This window comes from Desulfococcus multivorans (assembly GCF_001854245.1).
GTDB lineage: Bacteria > Desulfobacterota > Desulfobacteria > Desulfobacterales > Desulfococcaceae > Desulfococcus > Desulfococcus multivorans.
This window is the reverse complement of sequence record NZ_CP015381.1, coordinates 2,385,178-2,406,657: the sequence shown is the minus strand read 5'-3', so window position 1 is coordinate 2,406,657 and position 21,480 is coordinate 2,385,178. Positions and strand designations below refer to the sequence as shown.

The window sequence follows — 21,480 nt, the reverse complement described above, 5'->3', positions numbered from 1 at the left end:
GATTAAATATTACGGAATGCTGCATTTGAATAGATATCAATTTGAACGAAGGAATTAAGTCTTGAATAACGGAGGATATTCCATGACGAGACTATTCGACCCTGAAAGTTCTTTTTCAATATCCGAATCGATAGATAATTACTTAGATGAAAAATCGGCAACAGGACAACTCAGCAGATCATCAATCAGAAACAGAAGATATGAATTAAATAGATTTGAAAGGTTCTGTAAGTCGCATAAAATTCTCTTTCCGGTTGACATACATAAAAATATAGTAGTTCATTATTTAAAATCTCTGAAAATATCAAAATCCTCTAAATTAAATGTCATATATGTTCTGATGGGATATATGGACTATCTTGTTGATGAGGGTTTGATTATCGAAAATATAGCTTCATTAATCGGCAAACCCAAAATTTATCCTCCAAAAACAGATTATTTGACATATTCTGAGCTTGAAATTCTTTTCCGTTCAGTAGCAAATCATTCCGGAAAAAAGACTGTTGATCGTAATTTACTGATGATGAGCCTTTTTACGGATATATGCCTCAGGGTTTCCGAGGTAGTCCAATTAAAACAAGATGACGTCCGATTGGATGCAGAGGAGCTGTGGATAACCCGAAAGCGGCATAAGGTTGATAAAATTCCTTTAAATCAGGATTTAATCAATAAATTCCTGCGATGGTATGATATTCGGCCGGAATACAAAGGCAGCGAGAGCGAGTGGGTTTTTCTGTCCAGTCACGGCCGGCCTCTCAAACCCAGACAGGTGCATTATATTGTCAGCAGTGCCCTGGAAAAGGCAGGCATCCTCAAGCGAAAACACGGTCCTCACCTCCTCCGGCATTCCGGTGCCAGTTTAAAGGCGCAGCAGGGCGAAAACCTTATCGTCATCCAATATCTCCTGGGCCATGAAAATCTGAACACCACCCGACGGTACCTCCACTTCAACTGGGAGGATCTCAAGGCGATGGTGGAAAGGAGTCCGGCTTTGGGGAAATAGGGTATTTGCGGCCGTCAACATCGGAGGGGCACCTGTGCGGAAATATCGGCTTGAAAGATGGTGGTGGGTCTGGTAGACACCTACCCCATGAAAGGGGAATACCATATGACGCGATTGACCGGATTTCAGAAAAAATATCTAAGGGGGTTGGCACACGGCCGGAAGCCTGTGGTTCATATCGGCCGTCAGGGAGTGACCGACAGCGTCATCCGCTCCACCCACGAGGCTTTGGACACCCATGAACTGATCAAGATCAGATTTGTGGATTTCAAGGAGAAGGATCAGAAGATCACCCTATCCAACCTGATCGAGGAGCGAACCGGATCCGAACTTATCGGGATGATCGGTCATATCGGGGTGTTCTATCGCCCGAACGAGGATCCCGAGAAACGACGCATCACCCTTCCGGCGGCACGCGCCTAACCTTTTTTGCTCGGACGAGGGTTCCAGAAGGCCGTTGGCGTGGTTTCCCGGATATACCCCCGGACGCCCTTGACGATGGCCTTGCAGAGATCCTCCTGATATTGCGCAGTGACAAGGCGCTTGCATTCTCTTTCGTTGCTGATGAAGGATGTTTCCACCAGAATAGCGGGCATCTGGGCCCCCAGAAGAACGTAAAAGGGGGCCTGTTTGACGCCTTTATTGCTGACGTATCTGTAATTCCCTTTCATCTGGCTGTACAGAGAATTTTGAACGTAGGTGGCCAGGCGGCTCGATTCGTTGATTTTTGAATTCTGCATCAGGTCGTTGAGGATGTTCTGAAGGTCGCTGATGGTTTTACGGGAAGTGGCGTTTTCCCTGGCGGCCACCAGAATGGCGTCGTCGTCCGTGGCCAGATTGAGATAATAGGTTTCGAATCCGTAAGCCCGGGGGCTTTTGCTGGCATTGCAGTGAATGGAGATAAACAGATCCGCATTCTGGGTGTTGGCAATGGCCGTCCGCTCCTCGAGGGTCAGAAAACGATCGCTGTTGCGCGTCATGATGACCTCGCATCCCAACTCGTTTCGGATTTTTTTCGCCAGACGCCGGGCAATGCTGAGGACCACGTCCTTCTCCCGAACCCCTTTGATATAGCCCGGCGCGCCGCCGTCATGGCCGCCGTGGCCGGCGTCGATAACGATTCGTTTCACGCCCAGGGCAAACTGTTTGGCCAGGTCGTTTGCCGTAATGGCGCTTTGGCTTCGGATGGCAGCATGGTATACGTGCGGCTTTGGGGCGACCAACGGCCTCTTGTGGGGCAGGCGCGTCTGTTTTGTCCCGGCCGCGACGGCTTTTGCAGGAGCGGTCTCGCCCGAATCCTTTCCCCAGACGTCGATGATGGTTCTGAAGGGATTGCTCAGGGAGAAAACCTTATAGGTTTTGAAGGATTTGATGTCGACAACGACCCTGACGACGTCGGGTGTGCACTGGCCCGCGCGGGCGCCCAGCAGCAGGTCGTCGTCAATGGGGACCGCCTTTTGAAGATCCTGACCGAGGCGGCTGTTTTCAAAATCGATGTAGAGGCGCTGGGGTTTGTCGCTGTCGGGATCCTGTTTCAGAAGATTGGGGGTGTAAGTGGTTTCCCGATTGCCGTCGATGACGACCCGGGTGTAGCTGGGATTCGACCAGTACCGGAGTCGGTTGATTACCGTCGGAGAGCCGCCCCGGGAAGACGCCGGTGCTTTGGGCGGCGATGAAAAAGCTTTGGGATCGCAAGTTTCTTCGATGACGATCAAGCGGGAGATGGGATCGTCTCCGGGGACATCGTTGGATGTGTCGGCTTTGAAGGCGGTCTTCGCCTGCTTGAACCGACTGCTCCGTTCCTTGTGGTAGACGGACCTCTCAGCGGATGCACTTTCTGTCGCAGCCGTCGGGACGGCGTCCGGCGCGGCGCTCCCGGATGACGTCTTCTTGTCTTCGAATGACCGGAGAACCGCCTGAGCCTTGGATCGGTAGCGGCTTTTAGGGTGCCGGTTGATCAGCCTGTTGAAGATATCGACGGATTCCTTTCGATCCGAAAGCCGCCCTGAAAGCGCGTAAAGGTCGTTGTAGATCTTTCCGGCCATGAAAAGGTTTGCCGCGGCATAATTCCCTCCGGGATTTCTCCGGTAGGCGGCCTGGAATTTCTGAATGCAGGTCATCCAGTTATCCCTGTATTGCTTTCGTTTTGAATCCTTTATGAATTTTTCGAAATAGCTGTGAGCACGATCGTATTCCTGTTTTTCCGTAACCGCCGGCAAAGGGCTGGGCAGGCACAGGATGGCGACGATGCTGATCATGAGCAGCGAAAATACGACTTTGCAGTATAGCTTCATGGGTTTTTCCGAAAGGGTGTTTTTTCTTATGTCCTTGGGTAAACCCGACGTCAATGGAATCGGATTTTTTCCTGCAGCTCATTCAGGGTGAGAAGCGCCTCCAGCGGCGTCATTCTCGAGACGTCCAGCGACTGCAGCGTTTCGACCAGAAGCGTTTCCTGCGGACGGAAAAGTCCGAGTTGAACGGGATGTGACGCTTCTTCGGCAGGAGATGCTCCTTCCTCCCGGCGAATGATATGCCCCTCGTTTTCAATCCGGCTCAGAACGGTCTTGGCCCGATGGATGATCGATTCAGGAATTCCCGCCAGCCGTGCGACCTGGATGCCGTAGCTTCGATTTGTGCCTCCGGGGACGAGCTTTCGGAGGAAAATGATCCGATCGTCCACCTCTTTGACGGCGATATTGAAATTTTTGACCCTTGGCCGGCTTTGTTCGAGTGCCGTCAGTTCATGATAGTGCGTCGCAAAAAGGGTTTTCACGCCTTTTCCCTTCAGGTCGTGAAGGTATTCCGCCACGGCCCAGGCGATGCTCAAACCATCGAACGTACTGGTTCCTCTGCCGATCTCATCCAGAATCACCAGACTTTGGGGGGTGGCATTGTTGAGGATGTTCGCGGTCTCCTGCATTTCCACCATGAACGTGCTTTCCCCCTGGCTGAGGTTGTCCAGTGCCCCGACCCGGGTGAAGATCTTATCGGTAACCGGGACCTCGGCCCGAGCTGCCGGTACGAAAGCGCCCACCTGCGCCAATATCGTCGTCAGCGCCGCCTGCCGAAGCACCGTCGATTTTCCGGCCATGTTGGGGCCGGTAATGATCAGGACCTGATTTTCCCGGGAGTCCATCCGGATGGAATTGGGTACGAACCGTTCGTCGGTGATCATCTTCTCAACAACAGGATGACGACCGTCCTCTATCGTCAGGATGCCGTCGAGGTTGACGTGTGGCCGATGGTAGTCATTTTTCGCGGCGACATGGGCGAGATTCAACAACACATCGAGCCTGGCTGTGAAATCCGCGGCATCCTGAATGTGACGATGCTGGTCCCTGACAGCCGTTCGAACGTCGTTGAAAATCTCATACTCGAGCCTTGCCCGTTTTTCCTCGGCGTTCAGCACCGTTGACTCGAAGGTTTTCAGCTCCTCGGTGACATACCGTTCCGCGTTGACCAGGGTCTGTTTTCGAATATAATGATCGGGGATTTTCTCCGCATGGATTTTGGGTACCTCAAGATAGTATCCGAAAACCTTGTTGTAACGCACCTTCAAGGCGGTGATCCCTGTCTTCTTCTTTTCCTCCGCTTCCAGCCGGACCAGCCACCCTTTACCATCTTTGCTGGTTTTAATCAACTCATCAAGCACACTGTCGAAGCCGGATTTGATGATTCCCCCTTCGTTGACGGCTGAAGGCGCATCTTCCCGGATCGCCCGATCGATAAGATCGGCAACGTCCATGAGAGGGGACAAACTGCCGACCCACCTGAAAAGGGACGCCTTCATCTCCGACGTGTACTTTTGAATCTCCGGCAGCTTGAGAAGGCTCCGCTTCAGGGTGACCAGATCCCTGGCATTGGCGTGTCCCATGGAAATTCGGCTGCCGAGCCGTTCCAGATCATACACCGATGAAAGATGTTCCCGGATTTTTTCGGATGTGAGGCGATTCGCGCAGGCCTCTTCCACCGCGTCCAGCCGGGAGGTGATCTCTTCGGGTTTCAGGAGAGGATATCTCAACCAGTTGGCCAGCAGACGACCGCCCATGGCGGTCACGGTATGGTCCAGTATGTCGATCAGGGTGCCGCGGCGTTTACCGGTCTTCAGGTTTTCCAGCAGCTCCAGGTTGCGTCGGCTTTGATCGTCGATGGCCATGAAGTCGTTCAGAAAGTAGGTCTCGATGCCCCTGATGTGGTCGATTTTCTGCTTCTGTGTCTGGGAGACGTAGTGCAGCACGGCGCCGGCGGCCCCAACCGCGGCCGGAAGATGTTCGCATCCGAAGCCTTCGAGGGTAAGGGTGCCGAATTGGTCGATGAGCAGATTTTTTCCGAAGGCGGGGTTGAAGTACCGATCCGGGATGAAGGTGATCGATTTCCGGCATTCCAACGGCATCAATGCGTCGAGGGATGCCTCGTCGCGAAGGGATTCCCCGAGAAGAACCTCGCTGGGCGACACCCTCGAGATCTCGTCGGAAACGCCGTCGCCACCATCGGACTGGGTGACGCGAAATGTCCCTGTGGAAATGTCTACGTACGCCAATCCGACGGCGGCGCCTTCTCGGGCGACGGCAAGAAGATAGTTGTGGGTTTTGGCGTCCAGAAATTCGTTTTCGATGATCATTCCCGGCGTGATGACCCGAACGACCTCCCGTTTGACCAGACCTTTGGCCTGAGCCGGATCCTCCACCTGATCGCAGACAGCCACCTTCAGGCCCCGTTCGATGATGCGGGCGATATATCCCTGGACGGCCCGGCAGGGCACGCCGCACATGGGCACCGGCGAGGCTTGGTTCTTGTTGCGCGACGTCAACGTGATTTCAAGTATTTTCGAGGCCTTTTCAGCATCCTCGAAAAACAGCTCATAAAAATCGCCCATGCGGTAGAACAAAAGAGCATCCGGATATTCCGCCTTGATGGCCATATACTGCTCGATCATCGGGGTTGTTTTTGCCTGCATAATCTCAATCTTTCAACTTTCGGTATTCATGGGTCGGTGCCCGGGAGGGGACGGCCCGCGCCCCGCGCGGTTTCGTTCAAGTGCCGCTAAAGCTTGCTCCGGACGGCCCGGAAACTCGCTTGCGCTCAAACAATCCGGGCCCCTGATCCTCCGCGGCGCTTAAGCGGCACTAAAACTCACCGCTGAAGGGGCGCGGGCCGCATCCTCCCGACACCTTCATCCGGTCACCATTATGAAAGCCGAAAGTTGAGGTTTATTTAATGCCGACGGCAGGAGCGGAAGCGCTTCTCTTCAGGGTTATCGGAACGAGTTCCAGGTTGCCCCATACCCCCAATTTATCTCCCTTGACGATCACGACGCCCGCGACGCCTTTGATTCGCCTTCCAAACGCCAGGGCCTGCTGAATATCCGCCACCGATCGGACGCGGTTGCCGACGGCTGTTGCGACGGCATCGGCCAGAGCGCATGAGGAGGATACCACACAAACGGCATCCGCGGAACCCAAACTGAGAGAGTGGCCGATGGTCCCCGAGGAGGTGCAGACGGCTGTCGCCTCCCGGGATGCATCGATCCTGAGGCCGATCCTGAGGCTCATAGGGGACCTGCCCGCGAAAAGGGCGACGGTCAGGGGTGCATCGGCCTTGATGAAGACGTCTCCGCCGTTCTCCACGATGATCTCCGGGGAACAGGCAAGAAGCTCACGGCCGACGTGTTCGGACAGCGCCCCGGCAACCGCGGCCATCGGCCCCACCCCCGCGCTTTGGCCCGCCGTGATCATGTCCCTGATGACGGCGGGTGCGGGTCCGACGCTCTGCAGGGGCGCGAGAGACGTCGCAAAGTCGGGATTGTCCCGAATATACCCCTCGATATAGGACCGGTGTTTCAGCACGAGATCCCGGGTCAGGGATTCGAGATTTTTCCGGGCATGGACAAAAAGATCCGTCTCCTTGACCCTGACCTTGAAATAGGTGCGGCGGCCGATATCGACGAATTCTCTGTAGACGCGGGGTTCGTGTATCATCGCTGCCTGCCGGTGCCGCCGACGACATCCGCCAGAACCGTCAGAGCCTTTTCCAGAAGCGCCGTGTCCGCCTGGCTGCCCATGTGGCCGAGCCGGAAAACCTTGCCGGCCAGTTTGCCGTGGCTGCCGCCCACCACCAGCCCCTTCTGCCGCAGACGACGATCCAACTCCTCCCACGGCAGGGTTTCGGGAACCCGGACGGCGGTTACCGTGGGCGAGGGAACGGCCTGGGGCGACGGGAACAGATCGAGCCCCATATCGACGATGGCTTTTCGGCAATGCCGCGCAATCGATTCGTGCCGGTTGAAGCTTTCGTCAAGACCCGGGGCCAACAGCAACGCCGCGCCGGCATTCAAGGCGGCTACCCCGTGCCAGTATGGCGTGTAGGGAAACCGTCGGGTCTCTTCGATCCGGCGGAAGGGTTTCAGGGCGTCATATCCGTTGTAATCGACGCGTTCGATCTCCTCCCAGGCCCGGTCGCTGATGGACAGGAAGGCCATGCAGGGCGGCGCGGAAAGACATTTCTGTGAGCCGCCGAGGGCAAGATCCACATGACACGCGTCGACCCGGACCGGTGTGCCGCCCGCACTGGAGACCACATCGGCATAGAGCAGCGGCACACCCATGGCCTCCTTCAGCTTGCCGAGCCCGTCCAGCGGGTTGAGCGTCCCCGACGGGGTTTCGCAATGAACGGCGGTAATCATTCTGGGGTTGAACTCCTCGACGGCCTTTTCCACGGGTCTGAGGTCATTCAGGGTTTCATGGTATTCCAGCCCGACCGTCATGACCTCGGCGCCGATGGATCTTGCCATGTCCGCGATGCCGTAACCGAATACGCCCGTGGCGACGGACAATACCCTGTCTCCGGGTTTCAGGCAGCTGCGAAGGGCGGTCCACAGGGCAAGCATGCCCTCGCCGGTCTGGATGACGACCCGATTCCGGGTTTCCAGAATCTGTTGCAGTCGGGATTCGGTTTCATGATAAAGGTCCCAGAACGACGCCTCCAGACCCGGGGCGCCGTAATTGGTCTGGTAGACTCGAAGGATTTCTTCCGGGACCTTCACGGGGCCCGGAACCATTGGAATGGGATAAACGTCCATAATGATGAACCTCGCTTTCTTCATTGATCAAAAAGGGGCGACAGCGGCGAAAAAACCGTTCTTCTTCGTTTCATTTGCGGGCCCCCGGTCCGCTCCGGCACCAGGGCGTCCCATTCCTTCAGGAACAGGCCGGTCTGCCGGCGTTTATCACCGTCGGGGCGCCGACGCAAAGGGAAGCTTGAAGGGCATGGGTCGAAGCTCCGGCGGGCACTGGTTCAGAAAATAGGTGTCCGTCATGCCGGCAATGAAGTCCCGGACCACCTCTTCATTGCTGTGGGTGTTTTTGTATTCGTCCGACATGTCTGAAAAAAACCGGGTATAGATCCCTGATCGCTCGTCCCCTTTTTCAAGATCCTCCAGATAACGGTTGAAAAGAAGGTCGAAAAGCGTTTTCAGGGTGTTCGAGTGTTTTTTGATGACGGGGTTGAGGTAAATGCGGTCGTAGTTGAACGCTTTCAGGGCGTTCAGTGCATGAGAGATCTCGTCGCTGAAGGCGATGGTGTCGTTGTCGGCGCTGGTTTTGATGATATCGGTCACCAGGGCGTACACGATGCTGCCGTTGGTATCCCCCAGGAGTGAAACGCTGTTTCGGGGAAGGTCGCTTCGGCGAATCAGTCCCAGCCGGATGGCGTCCTCGATGTCCCGGCCGATGTAGCCGATGGTATCCGAAAACCGCACCACGCAGCCTTCAAGCGTCATGGGGGTCAGTACGGTGTCGGGATCGGCTTTTTTTTGATCTGTTTCCCGGTCGAGGTTCTCGAAAGTCTTGCCGCGGGCCGGCGCGATCCGCTGATTGTGAATTTCTCCGTCGTGGCACAGGATGCCGTCGAGGGTCTGGAGACATAGATTCCATCCTCTCCCCTTGCGCTCTACCTTGTCCAGGAATTGAACGCTCTGGACATTGTGGCGGAAATGTCCGATACCATGATCCCGGCAGAGTTTTGAAAGAAAGTTTTCCCCTTCGTGCCCGAAGGGGACATGTCCGATATCATGCCCCAACGCGATGGCCTCGATGAGATCCTCATTCAATCCGAGAAAGCGGCCGATGGTTCGACTGATCTTTGACACCAGTTGAACATGAAGCACCCGGTGAGTGATGTGGTCGTTCTCCACGAGATAAAAGACCTGGGTCTTGTCGATATACCGGGTATAGGCGAGGGAATGGAGAATCCGGTCCACATCCAGGGAGTAGGCCTGCCGGTAGCCGGCGACAATCCTGTCTTCGGTCTTTCTGCGTCGTCCGTCCCTGCTGAGTGCCGCCGACGGAGAGAGGATTCGGGCTTCCCGACGGTTGAAGATCTCCTGCAACTCACCCAGGTTCTGCATCGCCCATCCTTTGCCGGCTCGGGTTGTCATCCGAAAGCCCGAAGAGTTGTGCGACCCTCCTGCGCATACGATTTCCGTGACTCCCGTGCCAGTAGATTCGGCCGCATTCGGCGCACTGGTGAAAATTGTCTACGGTCTCGGCGATGTAATCGGGTACCCGGTTCAGCACCAACGCCCTGTCCACGCCTGAAAGCGTCCGGTTGCAGCGAATACATCTCGAAAACAGGTCTACGTCGGCGATGGAGATGCCCGTTTCCGTAATGACCTGTCCCAGCTGTTCGAAGGGATCGTTTGCGCGGATAAAGATCAACCGACCGTCGTGGGGTGAGTTTTTCAGCGCCGTGATGCGGGTGAGCAGGCAGCGCCCTTCCTTTGCCAGAGCGGTGCGTCGCGAAGCGGAAAAATCGTCTTCCAATATCGTGTCAAACCCGAGAATACGGAGCCATTTGCAGAGTTTTCCAAGGCTTGAATCCACGGCAAAACAGATCGTCGTAATCACATTTCCGACTCCAGCAGCATGAAGGTGGACGGCTCTGTCGAGGCTTGGCGCCAGTATCGTTGGATGCGAAGCCGCAGCCGATCCCCGCGACTCAAGATATCGATCTGAAACGGCACCTTGTAGCCGTTCATCTCCCGATGGTCTGAAAAATCGGCCGTATACATCCAATTCTCCCTGGCGTCATACATCTCGACCGATGTTATGCTTCCGGTGTCCTCGGAAAGCACGATCTTTTCAAGAATCCTTCCTCGTGGTCCCGACAGGGTCAGGCGTATCTCGTCGGTTGCGGCATCCGTTTCCGCGGCGGCATGGTCAAATTGTCGTATCGGGACCCGGCCTCTCAGGAATTCTATGATTTCCTCAACGTTCAGACGGATGCCGATCAATTTGTCGAGATTCGGATTCGAGGCCCGGGTCTTGAAGAACTTTTTGGGGGTGTGGGAGGCCATGAAAAAATTCTTCCCGTCGGCGGCCATGGTCGTCATCGGAAGCCCTCCGATGTTGAGAACGGACAGCCGAAGCTTGTCGGGGGCCTCCCCGATCCAGGCCACCCGAGCGTTTCTTTGTTCTCCGTCCCTGGAGACCAGACGAACGGTTCCCGTACCTTTGAAGGTGGTCAACGCCGCGTTTTGAAGGCTCAGCCGGGAAATCATGTTGCGTGTGTAGGGCGTTGTCTCCGTCGGCTTGGGGGCGGGCCCCAAGCCGGCACATCCGCCCAGAAGAAGCATGACTGCCGCCGTAATCAACACGTTCCGGATGTGTCCGTTGCGCCTTCCCATCAGAATTCCTCCGCCGCCTGCATCGCTTCACGGATCTTGTCCTGAATCTCCGACCGATCTTCCTCTTCTCTTTTGGATAGCGATTTGCGGTAGTATTCCAGAGCGGTTTTGAAATTGTTGAGTTTGAAATGCGCATCGCCCACGTGTTCCAGGATGATCGGATCATCCGGGACCAATGAAGCGGCCCTGGTCAGGTATTTCAATGCCTCTTCATACTCGCCCCGTTGAAAGTAGACCCATCCCAGACTGTCGATGATATATCCGTCGTCGGGCTTGTATTTAAGCGCTTCACGGATAAGCGCCTCCGCCTCGTCGAGATTTTTACCCAGGTCGGCATAGGTATACCCCAGGTAGTTCAGGGCGTTGGCGTTCCGGGGTTCGAGGTGAATGACTTTTTTCATCATGGCGATGGAGTCTTCTTTACGCTCCTGTTTATCATATACCACCCCGAGGCGAAAATAGAGATTGACATTGTCCGGTATGGCCTTGAGCCCTTCCAGCAGGGTTTGCTCGGCCAGATGGTACTGCTTGGCATCCTCGTAAAATGTTGCGAGATAAAGGCGAAAATCCGGATTGTCCGGCACCTGGCGATTCACCTCCCTGAGGTACGCGACGGCCTCCTGGGTGTTCCCTTTTTCCTGGTAGTAAAAAGCGATGCTCACCACGGCATTGGGGTAGAAGACCGATGCCGGCGTCACCTGTTTCAGGTGTTTGAGCATCATCCTTTCGTTTTTGAGACCGTCGTAGGCGATACCGGCAATATAGTGGAGGTCCGAGTGGGTCGGCATGCCTTTCAGCATACCTTCGATAATGACGGCGGTCTCATCGTATTTTTTCTGTTCAACGTAGAACTGGATCAGCGTTCTGATGACCTCGGACTCTTCCGCGGCGGCCTTGCCCAGAGGCGCCAGAACGGCATCGGCGGCCTTCGCCTTTCCTACGGCGTGATAAAAGTATCCCAGTGCGAAGGCCGCCCTGAAATTGTCAGGCGCTTTTTCAAGGATCTGCCGGTATATCGCCTCCACGTCCCGCTGCCGGCCCTGTTGCCGGTAGATATCGGCCAACTCGAACCGGGGCTCTTCCAGATCCGGCTCCAAAGTCAGGGTCTGCTTGAATTCCTGCTCGGCCCTCGAAACGTTCCCCTGATCCGCGTAGATTTTACCCATAAAGAAATGGCCGACATATGAATCCGGAAATTCCCGGATCAGGCGTCGGTAAATTCTGAAGGCGTTGTTCCGATCGCCTTTTTCCATATAAACGGCACCGAGGCGGAGATAGATCTCTTTTTGCGACGGGTCGATCTGCAGAATCTTCTCGTAGATCGCGGCGGCCTCGTCTTCGTTCTTGAGCCCCTGCTGCAGTTTTCCATAGAAGATCATGAGCTGGATATCTTCAGGTCTGGCCGAGAGCATCTCCCGGACCAGCGCCAAAGCCTTTTCGGTATTTTTCTGCCGCAGAAAAAGGCTGGCCAGTTCCTTCTTGATGTAGATGGATTCGGGATCGAGTGCCAGGGCTTTTTCGAGAAGCTCGATCGCTTTTTCCACGTTGCCCCTTTTGCGCATCAGTTGGGATTCGATGAAATAACGGTATCGATCACCGTTTTGATCGGATCCCAATTTGATGCTGTCGATCAACTCGTCCGGCATATCCGTCAGAAACGGCGCCATGGAGGGGACGGCGGACGGGGAAATCGGGGGTGATGGCTTGCTTCGCATGCATCCGGCACTTATGGAAAGGCACAATATGCAGATGAGCGCGGAAACGACTGACGGTTTGATGATAATTTTCATGACGTTGTTTCTGGTGACGTAAGAGTTGATGCATTCGTAAAAGATCGGTGTTCAGACGGTTCCGAAAAAGGTTCGGGGCCAGGGCTTGCGAAACCCTCGTCAACGCGGTCGGCCGACAGGTGCGCCACGGCGTCGAGAATGGTGCGCGGCGCCGGCATCGGTCTTGTCGCGGAACCGTCAAGGGCCGGCGTCACACGTCAGGAAAGGCTGTCCCCCTCTCTGTAGGCGTCGAAGTCGACGATTTCCCGTTTGAAAAATTCCCGCATCTTTTTTACGACGTTTTTTTCCACCTGCCGAACGCGCTCCCTGGATATGCTGTAGCGGTCACCGATTTCCTGCAGCGTCACGGGGCTGTCCGAGAAGATGCGGAGATCAAAGATCTCAAGCTCCCTTGGCGTCAGTTTCTTTTTGAATTCTGATATCTTATTGTGCAGAAGCACGTCCATTTCTTTTTTGGCGACCTTCTCTTCGGCCGATTCCGCCCCCGTACTCAAAAAATCGATTCGTTCGGTATCCGAGTCATCCTTGAGTGGTGCGTCCAGAGAGACATCCCAACCGTCAAGGCGCTGGTCCATGTCGATGATTTCCCTCTCGGAAACGCCCAGTCGCTGGGAAAGCAGTTTGGGTTTGGGATCGAATCCCTGGTCGATCAGTTTCTGCTTCTCTTTTTTGAGCTTGAAAAAGAGTTTTCGCTGTCCCTGGGTCGTTCCGATTTTGACCAGTCGCCAATTGTCCATGATGAATTTCAGGATGTAGGCCTTGATCCAGAAGGAGGCATAATAGGAGAACTTGACATTTTTGTATGGATCGAATTTTTTGACCGCCTGCATCAACCCGATATTGCCCTCCTGGATCAAATCGAGGAGATTCTGCATCCAGACCCGCTGAAACTCCAGAGCGATTTTGACGACGAGGCGAAGATTGGAGGTCACCAGGCTATAGGCGGCATCCCTGTCGCCGTATTCTCTGACCTTGAGGGCGAGTTCCCGCTCCTCGTCTCTCGTCAGCAGTTTATAACGGCTCACCTCCGAAAGATAGCGCTGAAGCGGATCGAATTTGACGAGCGATTTGTCGGTAGTTCGCCGGGGGCCGGTTTTCTTTTTGACCCTCTCAACCTTCTCGACCTTTTCAGCAGCGGACCCGCTATCGGTTTTTATATTTTCGCGTTGTGAATTTGTCATCTTTTGAATATGCACCATTCTTGAAATTGATGATCTTGAAATTGATGATATCGATGATATCGATGATATCGAATTAAATATATTTTATATCAGTTAAGAAGAATTTTTCAAGGAATTAAAGAATGTTAACCTTAAACCACGCTGGTGCGGTTTTTTGTGGACATCATCGGTTACATATGTTATAGGCCAGATTCATTTTTTCAGCGCCCGTAGCTCAGCTGGATAGAGCAACGGACTTCTAATCCGTAGGTCGCAGGTTCGAATCCTGCCGGGCGTACCAGACATTTAGGGGAGCGGCATTGAATGCCCGCTCCCTTTTTCTTTTGCGCGTCAACAAAATTTTGAGGCACCAAATTCATTCTTTAACTTTTAACATGTTTGCTCTTTCTGTGCAAATATTGTTTTATAACGGTCTTATCCTCATGAACAGTTGGTCTTTACAGGTTTTTTTAAAATTGTTAGATGGGACGTAAAACAGCTGCACGATATCGATGTGATGATCATAGATCGGCCATCGATGTCGCGGAAAATCTCTTGCGGAAACCAGGACATCCACCATGAGCGAAAATGATTATGCCGACCGTGGACGATGCGGCACGGAACAGATGATTGTCGATATTTTGTCCAAAGCGGGAAAACCCTATCTCACCGTCAACCAGATCCGAAACCGCCTTCCCTCCGGGGAACTTCGACGATTGGGACTCAACCGGAAACGATCCGGAAGCGCCCAGGTGCTGGGAACCCTGAAAAGGGCAATCGGCGCATGTGCCGGGGAGGGGGGGGACCGCCTTGGCGGTGGTCTGCGGATTTACAGAGGACCGAAGGCCGTATACATCGGCATCTGGTTGTCGGATGAGGCGCTTATTCTTGAAAAATTAGGGCGGGAGCCGGGGCTGTCGGTCAAAGCGCTGGGGAATCGATTACCGCTGTTGAAAAGGGACTACATCGCAACCCTCAACCGTCTGACGGCCTCAGGTCGTGTCCACTGTACCTTCAACGATGCCTGGCGGCCGATTCTTCGCCCCGTGAAGCCGGCATCGATGCCTCGGAAGGTTTACGCCGGAGATCACAAAACCCTGTTCAAGGAGGCCTACGACCGCATTGGAAAAGGACGCGGATTTGTAAGGATCCATCGCATTCGAGCGGCGTTGAACTGGACGGATGAAACATTTGATGGACTGCTGAAAGAGCTCATGGCGGCCTATGTGATCGAATTGCACGGCGGAGATCCGTCGACGTTGTCGGAAAACGAGATCCGGCAATCCTATGTAGATGAGGGCGGCACCCTTTACATAACCTTGAGCTGGTGGGGAGAAGACCATGAAAAATAACCCGGAAATTCTCGACATGCTGAGGACGGAAAATCCTTTTGTATCTTCGAGTGTCGGAGACCCGATGAAAACTCGCTATCCCGACGTCACCTCAATCAACGAGACGGCTTTCATGGGCCTCGTCAATCTCATCGAGCAGAAAATCCGAACCCCCGATCTTCCCTGTGCCGGAATGGTTTTCGGCGAAACGGGAAGCGGCAAGACCCACCTCGTCAGCCGCATCCTCGATTACGGCAGGTCCGAACAGCATCTCTTTTCATACGCCTATATGCAGCCCATCGAGGATGCCGATCAGACCTATCGCTATCTGCTCAGGGAGGTCATCATCAACCTATGCTATCCTCTTGCCGGCAGCGGCAGGGCGACCCAGATGGATCTGATCGTCGAAAAGATCCTGGATGATGTCGGAGCGCCGCCGCCGGCGGCGAGGCGTGAACCGACGCCGAAGGAGCGCTTGTTGATGGATTTCAAGGAAGGGCTGAAGCAGGTCGCCCAGAGACGGAAAACGCCTCGACCCCTCCTGGCGGACCTCCGCCGCCTGGTGAAGACCGCCGTTGCTTATCTGGCGGCGGATGACGATGAAGCGGTTCGCGGCAGAGGCCCCCGACATGCGGATCCCGTCGATTACGCCCGCGAGCGGTTTCCGGATATTCCAAAGACTTTTTTAAAGGTGCTCTTTCAATTTCCCATTCGTGAAAAAAGGAGCGCGGCCATCGAGTGGCTCAAGGGCATTTCCATCGACCCCTCGGATGCGGCCCTGCTCGGCGTTCCGATACCCGTTCAGGAGACACCGGCCATGATGGAGCAACGGGCCCAGAACATGCTGGGGTACCTCGGCATGCTGCTGACCCGATACGGGCGTCCCCTGGTGGTCTGCTTTGATCGGCTTGAAAACTACGACACCGAGGCCAAGGTACGTTCCCTGGGAAAAATGATCGAGTATCTGGTGGATTCCGCTAAGGCCATACTTCCGATTGTTTTCGTTCGAGGCGCCCAGTGGGAGGAGAAATTCAGAAAGCAACTCAACCAGCAGATCATCACCCGCCTGGAGACCAATGAATTCAATCTCAAGGGGTGCAATGCCGACCAGGCCCTTGAGATCATCGGCAGCCGTCTCGACACCGTTCTCGGTGAAAGCGCGTCCGGTGATCTGTTTCCTTTTGACCGGGCCGAGTTGGTCCGGATTTTCAAAAGCCGCCTCCACAGTCCCAGACAGGTCATCATGATCGCCAACCAGCGTCTTCGCGCCATTCTTTATCCTGAAAAGGACCCACAGGGCGTTGTTACGCCTCTGGAGCAATTACAAAAGGCCTTCGACGCCTCTTTCCGTGCCATTGTTGCCGATTTCGACCGATATCCTCCGGATCGGAGCCGACTGCGCCGGGCTCTCGAGCTTTATTTGAGCGAGCGACCCGAATCGAGCGGATTCAGAATCGTTTCCCTGCATTCCCCGCAGGACAAGTTCATCGATCTGAGGGCCGCCGTCCAACCCGATGACGGCGCGCTTTTTGAGGCCGTTTTCATCATCGATGTAGAGCATAACAGCCCATCCGTTCGGGCCGGCCTGAAGCGGGGCATCGATTTTCTGGAAAACGATCCCTCAAATCGGGCCTTTTACATCCGGGATCGGCGCTGCGAGATCCCCCCTCCCCCCCAATGGGCATCCACCAATGAGATGTTCCTGCATTTTCATCGTCTTGGCGGGAATGTCCTTCTTCTGGATCAGATGCAGGCGGCCCGGTGGTACACCCTTGCGCTGCTCAACTATGCGGTGAAGGACGGCGAGGTGACGATAAACGACGCGGAACATCAAAGCCGCGCCGTAACCGTCGATGAATTGAGCAGCTTTATCAAGACGTCGGTCCACGAGCAGACCTTTTCAGGGTTCTGGAAGATCGGTGAGCAGCTCAGGATAACCTCTCCGGCACAAGGCGTTTAACGCGACTGTCGGTGTCCGGGAGCCGAAGGTTGACGCGTAAGACAGGATGGGTTCACGCACCCGCCAACTGAGCCCAGGCGTTCCTGAAAAAATATCCGGCGAAAATCAGCAGTGCAAGGCCCAGACAGCGGATCGCCAGAACATAATGTCCGCTGTTCAGGAAATGTCGGGATTTCCCAACGGCCACGGCGATGAAAATCTTGGCGCCCACCAGGAGTCCATAAAAAACGAGGAGAAATGCGACGGCCGCGGCCGGAGCGACCCGCCATGTGTCCAGGATCAGAGGTGCGCCGATGGAGAGCCAGAAGAGGTAAGGGCTGGGGTTCAGGAGGTTCGCGACGACCCCCCGCCGAAGCGATCGTGACGGAACGGCGGCCTGAACTGCCGGATCCGCTCCCTTGAACATGAGGCTTTCATAGCCGAGATAGGCCGTGAAAAAGCCGCCCAGGAGGGAAATGACGCCGATCAACCGCATGTGATCCGTCAACCGGGAGAGCACCAGCACCGTGACGACGATGATCGGGACGTCGGTGAGCAGCGGAGAAAGGGCCACCTTGATGCCCTCCCGTGAATCCTTCCTGAGCGTTTCGGTGATGACCAGCGTGAGCAGCGGTCCCGGCGAAAGCCCCGCGCTCAAACCCAGCAGCGCCGCTGAAGCCATCGCCCCCGTAAACGTGATGAGCATACGGCAATCTTCTCCCGTCGGGCGGTTAGGATCTTTCCATGCACCCGGTAAGCCCGTTCGTTCCTTATCGGCACAGGCTCCCGGTACGCTTGAGCTGAAGGTCCCTGTTTTTTCTGAATCGCTTCGTAACCGGCCTGAGGCGAAGCAGAACATAGGTGGCGCCCGCGCCGCCGTCACAGGACCGTGCACTGGTGAATGCCAGGACCCATTTTCGAATGGGGCCGCGGGTCAGCCATCCGTAAACCTTGCGCTTGAGGACCGGTCCAACCGGTGATGAAAGCCCTCTGCCGTGCACGATGAGCACCGCTCGTTTGCCGTCAGTGACGGCCTTTTCCATGAACGTCATGAACGCATCCCTGGCCGCGGCGACATTGAAGCCGTGAAGGTCGATATGGTCCTGGACGGCAAAATCGCCGTTGTAAAGCCTTCGCGTTACCTCGCGGCTCACGCGGTACCCTCTTCCTTCCATATATTCCGGCGTATGGGAAACCTCGAAGCCGTGCCCGAAATCCACCAGCTGCTTCAGAATCTCAAGGGTCTTCTGTTCACAGGAGGTTTTTGGGTATCTGTTACCGGTATGCCGGTGTTTCGCGGCATGACGCCGCGTCCCGGTGATGGGTGTGACGTCCGCCATGGCATCCGCGAACAGTTCCTGCTCTGTTTGAGGATTTTCCCCTTTCGAACAGCCGTCGGTCTTGTCGGGGCCGCTGCGGTGTGAATCCAGGGACCGAATGTTCTGCGATCGTCCGTCGAGGAGATCCCGCAGATTTTCAAACGGTCGGAACGTACCCTCTGAACAATCGTTTTTTGTCCGATGTCGTTTCATGGCGATCTTTCCCATGAAATCCAGCCGGCGCCGGCATGCCAAACCGTCGCCGAAATTACATTAAGAACATGATGGTTCCACTGATTCCGCCGCAGGAACCCGGGAATCCGGTTTTTTCCCGAACGCCCTGTAATCGTAATAATCCCGGATGATGCGGGCATGGTCGAAGACGATATCGGCGGGAAGTTCGTGCTTTCTGAACACTTGCAGATTTCTTGCATCATCCATAGCTTTGGGAATGCCGGAAGCGCGGCCGATGTAGACCGTTGTCACGGTGTGATGCCTGGGGTCCCGATCGGGGGCCGAATAGGTATGGAACTGCTCCAGGAGCGTGACTTCAAGAGATGTCTCTTCCATGGCCTCGCGCACCGCCGCGGTTTCAAGGGACTCTCCGTAATCGACAAACCCACCGGGCAGGGCCCATCCACGGGGCGGATTTCGCCTTTCGATGAGGAGAATCCCGGGCTCCTGCCCTTTGACTGCATCTCCCTTCGGGGATGCGGGCATCTCGATGATGATGTCGACGGTAACCAGCGGATTTCGATATTGACGGCTCATAACGGTCCATCCTTTCATCTCGCTCCTGTTGACGCGCGAGGCGCAGCCTTCCCTCTTCGGTTGATTGTTCGTTTTTAGCATGCTTCGGAAGTGATGACAACGATCAAAGGCGGCGGTGAAGCCCTTGACGGATACCGGAAGAATTGGGTATAGGCATGACGCCGACATGAGGCGAGACCCGGCGGCGCGGATCACCCGGTTCGGGGTCGTGCGGAAGATGTTGTCGCAACCCGTCGATTTTGAGGCCGTTCCGGAAAAAGGCCTGTGTATGCCGCGTTGCTCAGGCATCTTCGACGGTGCCGGCGTCTTATCGATCGAAAGAGGAAGGATTTCATGAAATACACCTGTTCGGAATACCGCGAGGAGATGACGCTCCTGGCCCTTCGCCGCCGGCTTGTCGAGGAAGGGTTGACGGACGAGGAAAAACAACGGATTTCAGAGGAGATCCGGAAACTGGAGGAGCGGATGGACATGGCTTGAGGACGGAAAATCCGGCGCCGCCCCGCCATGTCGGTTCCGTCGGCTTGCTCCGGAAGACGGTTTATCCGCCTATCGACGGTTCGTCGTGGAAATGGGTCAGGGCCGGTTTCCCGATAGGGAACACGTTAAACCCGATGGTGTAGAGTTTCGCGTGATCCAGGATGTTCCTGCCATCGAAGATGAAGGCGGGTTGCGCCATGGATCGAAAGATTCTGTCGAAGTCCAAAGCGGCGTATTGAGGCCACTCGGTCATCAGCGCGACGGCATCGCAACCGTCAGTCGCCGCATAGGGATCCTCGGTATAGCAGACATCCCCCTCGACGCCTTGAAGCTCGAAACGCGCATTTTCCAGTGCCTCCGGATCCGTGACGACGAGCTTTGCCCGCTCCTCCATGAGCCGCTTTGCGATATAGATGCCGGGGCTCTCCCGGGTATCGCCGGTGTGAGCCTTGAAGGCAAAACCCAGAAGACAGATGCGCTTTCCGCTAAGGGTGTGGAACATGTTTCCCAGCATATTGACAACAAAACGTTCCTTCTGGTATTCGTTGATGCGTATGACGCCCTCCCAGTAATCCGCCACCTCGTTCAAACCGTAATATCGGCAAAGATACACCAGATTGAGGATGTCTTTCTTGAAGCATGAGCCGCCGAAGCCGACACTGGCGTTGAGGAACTTGCTTCCCAGACGGCTGTCCATACCGACTGCCCGCGTCACCTCGGCAATATCGGCATCGGTTTTCTCGCATAGCGCCGAAATGGCGTTGACGGATGAAATTCTCTGGGCGAGAAAGGCGTTGGCGACCAACTTGGAGAGTTCGCTGCTCCAGATATTGGTGGTAAGGATGCGATCCCGATCGACCCATCTGGCATAGATATCTACCAGGCTTTCCCTGGCGCGGATCCCCGCGGGAGAGGTGTCGGACCCGATCAATACCCGATCCGGATGCTTCAGATCATTGACGGCGGTGCCTTCGGCAAGGAACTCCGGATTGGAGAGGACCGTAAAACGCGTCTTGTGATTTCCGGCATCGAAAATTCGCTTCATGGCCTGAGCGGTCTTCACGGGGAGGGTGCTTTTTTCGACGATGATTTTCGGTGTGTTGGAACACTCCCTGATCTGACGTGCGGTTTTTTCCCAGTATTGCAGATCCGCGGCCATTCCGGCGCCTGTTCCAAACATTTTTGTCGGGGTGTTCACGCTGACGAAAATCATATCGGATTCCCGGATTCCGGCTTCGATATCCGTGCTGAAAAAAAGGTTTCTTCCCCTCGCCGACCGAACGACCTCGTCCAGACCCGGTTCGTAAATGGGAAGGCGCTCCGAATTCCAACGAGCGATCCGTTCCGGATTGATATCGACGACCGTGACCTTGATGTCCGGACACTGGGATGCGATCACCGCCATTGTCGGCCCTCCGACATACCCCGCTCCGATGCAGAGAATTTTCATTTGACGCGTTTTTTCAGTCATGTGGTGTTCCTTTAACCGCTTGTCGTTCCAGTTTCATGATGATTTCGTCCGACTTGATCAGTCCCAGATCCTCCCGGGCGACGTGTTCGATGAATACGGGGTCGTCTTTGAGCCGGACGACGGTTTGGTGAAGGGACAGATTCTTCTCGACCAGCGCTTCGTTTCTCTGGATGATGCGCTCCTTGTTCAGCCGCATGGTCTTGAGGTCCATCAGTCCTTTGCCCCCAAAAATGATCATCAAAAACATGGCGGAAACGATCAGGATCGGGAGGTAGATTGTCAGCGTTCTCTTGAACAATTCAGTCGTCTCCTTGCTGTGGGGACTGCGAGCCCGTTGCTGCGCTGCTCCGGCAGCGTCGTTGGATAAATGGTTACTCAACTTTCGACTGTCATAGGCCGTATCTATCCGGTCTCCATCATGAAAGTCGAAAGTTGAAATGGTTATAAATAACCCCATAACTTAAAATGTGGCAAGGGAAAAATAACCGGACAACACGAGCTCGTCCGTCCTTTCGACGATGATCGGCGTTCTGT

19 protein-coding genes and 1 tRNA gene are annotated in these 21,480 nt (G+C 55.1%); 6 read left to right on the top strand and 14 right to left on the bottom strand.

Annotation, left to right across the window (positions count from 1 at the left end; translation table 11 throughout):
- Positions 1 to 82 precede the first annotated feature (82 nt).
- Complete coding sequence (locus dmul_RS10515) at positions 83 to 1,003, top strand: tyrosine-type recombinase/integrase (protein WP_020877587.1); 921 nt, start codon at positions 83 to 85, stop codon at positions 1,001 to 1,003.
- 105 nt (positions 1,004 to 1,108) lie between these two features.
- A complete protein-coding gene (locus tag dmul_RS10510; protein WP_040415624.1) occupies positions 1,109 to 1,426 on the top strand; it encodes a YhbY family RNA-binding protein in 318 nt (105 codons plus the stop codon).
- Here dmul_RS10510 and dmul_RS10505 read toward each other — a convergent pair.
- From dmul_RS10505 to dmul_RS10465, 9 genes are all read right to left on the bottom strand, one after another.
- Positions 1,423 to 3,297, bottom strand: coding sequence for an N-acetylmuramoyl-L-alanine amidase (locus tag dmul_RS10505; RefSeq protein WP_020877589.1), 1,875 nt, complete (start codon positions 3,295 to 3,297; stop codon positions 1,423 to 1,425). The two genes, dmul_RS10510 and dmul_RS10505, sit on opposite strands and share 4 nt — an antisense overlap.
- Positions 3,298 to 3,347: 50 nt before the next feature.
- Positions 3,348 to 5,960 carry a DNA mismatch repair protein MutS gene (mutS, locus tag dmul_RS10500; RefSeq protein ID WP_040415592.1) on the bottom strand — a complete coding sequence of 871 codons (2,613 nt, stop codon included), beginning with the start codon at positions 5,958 to 5,960 and terminating at the stop codon, positions 3,348 to 3,350.
- Positions 5,961 to 6,213: 253 nt separating this feature from the next.
- A complete protein-coding gene (locus dmul_RS10495) occupies positions 6,214 to 6,981 on the bottom strand; it encodes a UPF0280 family protein (RefSeq protein ID WP_020878592.1) in 768 nt (255 codons plus the stop codon).
- A complete protein-coding gene (locus tag dmul_RS10490; protein ID WP_020878593.1) occupies positions 6,978 to 8,081 on the bottom strand; it encodes a pyridoxal-phosphate-dependent aminotransferase family protein in 1,104 nt (367 codons plus the stop codon). The genes dmul_RS10495 and dmul_RS10490 overlap by 4 nt, the downstream gene beginning before the upstream one ends.
- A 147-nt stretch (positions 8,082 to 8,228) precedes the next feature.
- The gene (locus tag dmul_RS10485) at positions 8,229 to 9,407 is read right to left on the bottom strand and encodes a deoxyguanosinetriphosphate triphosphohydrolase family protein (RefSeq protein WP_020878594.1); all 1,179 of its coding nucleotides are present in this window, start codon (positions 9,405 to 9,407) and stop codon (positions 8,229 to 8,231) included.
- Complete coding sequence (locus tag dmul_RS10480) at positions 9,391 to 9,906, bottom strand: DUF82 domain-containing protein (RefSeq protein ID WP_020878595.1); 516 nt, start codon at positions 9,904 to 9,906, stop codon at positions 9,391 to 9,393. The genes dmul_RS10485 and dmul_RS10480 overlap by 17 nt, the downstream gene beginning before the upstream one ends.
- Positions 9,903 to 10,685, bottom strand: a complete 783-nt coding sequence (locus dmul_RS10475; RefSeq protein ID WP_020878596.1) for a DUF4292 domain-containing protein — start codon at positions 10,683 to 10,685, stop codon at positions 9,903 to 9,905. Before dmul_RS10475 ends, dmul_RS10480 begins: the two co-directional genes overlap by 4 nt.
- Entirely contained in the window at positions 10,685 to 12,400 is a 1,716-nt protein-coding gene (locus dmul_RS10470; RefSeq protein WP_160167725.1) for a tetratricopeptide repeat protein, read from the bottom strand. Before dmul_RS10470 ends, dmul_RS10475 begins: the two co-directional genes overlap by 1 nt.
- A 272-nt stretch (positions 12,401 to 12,672) precedes the next feature.
- Positions 12,673 to 13,656: a sigma-70 family RNA polymerase sigma factor gene (locus dmul_RS10465; RefSeq protein ID WP_040416702.1), complete on the bottom strand. Its 984-nt coding sequence runs from the start codon at positions 13,654 to 13,656 to the stop codon at positions 12,673 to 12,675.
- Positions 13,657 to 13,859: 203 nt separating this feature from the next.
- Between dmul_RS10465 and dmul_RS10460 the strand changes: the two genes are divergently transcribed.
- From dmul_RS10460 to dmul_RS10450, 3 genes are all read left to right on the top strand, one after another.
- A tRNA-Arg gene (locus dmul_RS10460) sits at positions 13,860 to 13,936 on the top strand.
- A 277-nt stretch (positions 13,937 to 14,213) separates the two neighbouring features.
- Positions 14,214 to 14,987 carry a hypothetical protein gene (locus dmul_RS10455; RefSeq protein ID WP_020878599.1) on the top strand — a complete coding sequence of 258 codons (774 nt, stop codon included), beginning with the start codon at positions 14,214 to 14,216 and terminating at the stop codon, positions 14,985 to 14,987.
- Positions 14,977 to 16,926 carry an ATP-binding protein gene (locus dmul_RS10450; protein ID WP_020878600.1) on the top strand — a complete coding sequence of 650 codons (1,950 nt, stop codon included), beginning with the start codon at positions 14,977 to 14,979 and terminating at the stop codon, positions 16,924 to 16,926. The genes dmul_RS10455 and dmul_RS10450 overlap by 11 nt, the downstream gene beginning before the upstream one ends.
- A 52-nt stretch (positions 16,927 to 16,978) precedes the next feature.
- Here the strand turns inward: dmul_RS10450 and dmul_RS10445 are convergent, their stop codons facing one another.
- The 3 genes from dmul_RS10445 to dmul_RS10435 all read right to left on the bottom strand — a co-directional run bounded on the left by dmul_RS10445 (position 16,979) and on the right by dmul_RS10435 (position 19,013).
- Positions 16,979 to 17,611 carry a LysE family translocator gene (locus dmul_RS10445; RefSeq protein WP_020878601.1) on the bottom strand — a complete coding sequence of 211 codons (633 nt, stop codon included), beginning with the start codon at positions 17,609 to 17,611 and terminating at the stop codon, positions 16,979 to 16,981.
- Between the two features lie 64 nt (positions 17,612 to 17,675).
- Positions 17,676 to 18,437: a Smr/MutS family protein gene (locus tag dmul_RS10440; protein ID WP_020878602.1), complete on the bottom strand. Its 762-nt coding sequence runs from the start codon at positions 18,435 to 18,437 to the stop codon at positions 17,676 to 17,678.
- Positions 18,438 to 18,497: 60 nt separating this feature from the next.
- Positions 18,498 to 19,013, bottom strand: a complete 516-nt coding sequence (locus tag dmul_RS10435) for an NUDIX domain-containing protein (protein WP_020878603.1) — start codon at positions 19,011 to 19,013, stop codon at positions 18,498 to 18,500.
- 315 nt (positions 19,014 to 19,328) lie between these two features.
- Between dmul_RS10435 and dmul_RS20485 the strand changes: the two genes are divergently transcribed.
- The gene (locus dmul_RS20485) at positions 19,329 to 19,475 is read left to right on the top strand and encodes a hypothetical protein (protein WP_020878604.1); all 147 of its coding nucleotides are present in this window, start codon (positions 19,329 to 19,331) and stop codon (positions 19,473 to 19,475) included.
- A gap of 61 nt (positions 19,476 to 19,536) precedes the next feature.
- Here dmul_RS20485 and dmul_RS10430 read toward each other — a convergent pair whose 3' ends face one another.
- Positions 19,537 to 20,946, bottom strand: a complete 1,410-nt coding sequence (locus dmul_RS10430; protein ID WP_020878605.1) for a nucleotide sugar dehydrogenase — start codon at positions 20,944 to 20,946, stop codon at positions 19,537 to 19,539.
- Positions 20,939 to 21,244 (bottom strand): FtsB family cell division protein, encoded by a 306-nt coding sequence (locus dmul_RS10425; RefSeq protein WP_020878606.1) that lies wholly within the window; start codon positions 21,242 to 21,244, stop codon positions 20,939 to 20,941. The genes dmul_RS10430 and dmul_RS10425 overlap by 8 nt, the downstream gene beginning before the upstream one ends.
- Positions 21,245 to 21,480: the final 236 nt, after the last annotated feature.

What these genes read in the sequence shown, in the direction of transcription:
- dmul_RS10515 (WP_020877587.1), top strand. Translation starts at nt 83, where the DNA reads ATGACGAGACTATTCGACCCTGAAAGTTCTTTTTCAATATCCGAATCG.
- dmul_RS10510 (WP_040415624.1), top strand. Translation starts at nt 1,109, where the DNA reads ATGACGCGATTGACCGGATTTCAGAAAAAATATCTAAGGGGGTTGGCA.
- dmul_RS10505 (WP_020877589.1), bottom strand. Translation starts at nt 3,297, where the DNA reads ATGAAGCTATACTGCAAAGTCGTATTTTCGCTGCTCATGATCAGCATC.
- mutS (WP_040415592.1), bottom strand. Translation starts at nt 5,960, where the DNA reads ATGCAGGCAAAAACAACCCCGATGATCGAGCAGTATATGGCCATCAAG.
- dmul_RS10495 (WP_020878592.1), bottom strand. Translation starts at nt 6,981, where the DNA reads ATGATACACGAACCCCGCGTCTACAGAGAATTCGTCGATATCGGCCGC.
- dmul_RS10490 (WP_020878593.1), bottom strand. Translation starts at nt 8,081, where the DNA reads ATGGACGTTTATCCCATTCCAATGGTTCCGGGCCCCGTGAAGGTCCCG.
- dmul_RS10485 (WP_020878594.1), bottom strand. Translation starts at nt 9,407, where the DNA reads ATGCAGAACCTGGGTGAGTTGCAGGAGATCTTCAACCGTCGGGAAGCC.
- dmul_RS10475 (WP_020878596.1), bottom strand. Translation starts at nt 10,685, where the DNA reads ATGGGAAGGCGCAACGGACACATCCGGAACGTGTTGATTACGGCGGCA.
- dmul_RS10470 (WP_160167725.1), bottom strand. Translation starts at nt 12,400, where the DNA reads ATGCGAAGCAAGCCATCACCCCCGATTTCCCCGTCCGCCGTCCCCTCC.
- dmul_RS10465 (WP_040416702.1), bottom strand. Translation starts at nt 13,656, where the DNA reads ATGACAAATTCACAACGCGAAAATATAAAAACCGATAGCGGGTCCGCT.
- dmul_RS10455 (WP_020878599.1), top strand. Translation starts at nt 14,214, where the DNA reads ATGAGCGAAAATGATTATGCCGACCGTGGACGATGCGGCACGGAACAG.
- dmul_RS10450 (WP_020878600.1), top strand. Translation starts at nt 14,977, where the DNA reads ATGAAAAATAACCCGGAAATTCTCGACATGCTGAGGACGGAAAATCCT.
- dmul_RS10445 (WP_020878601.1), bottom strand. Translation starts at nt 17,611, where the DNA reads ATGCTCATCACGTTTACGGGGGCGATGGCTTCAGCGGCGCTGCTGGGT.
- dmul_RS10440 (WP_020878602.1), bottom strand. Translation starts at nt 18,437, where the DNA reads ATGAAACGACATCGGACAAAAAACGATTGTTCAGAGGGTACGTTCCGA.
- dmul_RS10435 (WP_020878603.1), bottom strand. Translation starts at nt 19,013, where the DNA reads ATGAAAGGATGGACCGTTATGAGCCGTCAATATCGAAATCCGCTGGTT.
- dmul_RS20485 (WP_020878604.1), top strand. Translation starts at nt 19,329, where the DNA reads ATGAAATACACCTGTTCGGAATACCGCGAGGAGATGACGCTCCTGGCC.
- dmul_RS10430 (WP_020878605.1), bottom strand. Translation starts at nt 20,946, where the DNA reads ATGACTGAAAAAACGCGTCAAATGAAAATTCTCTGCATCGGAGCGGGG.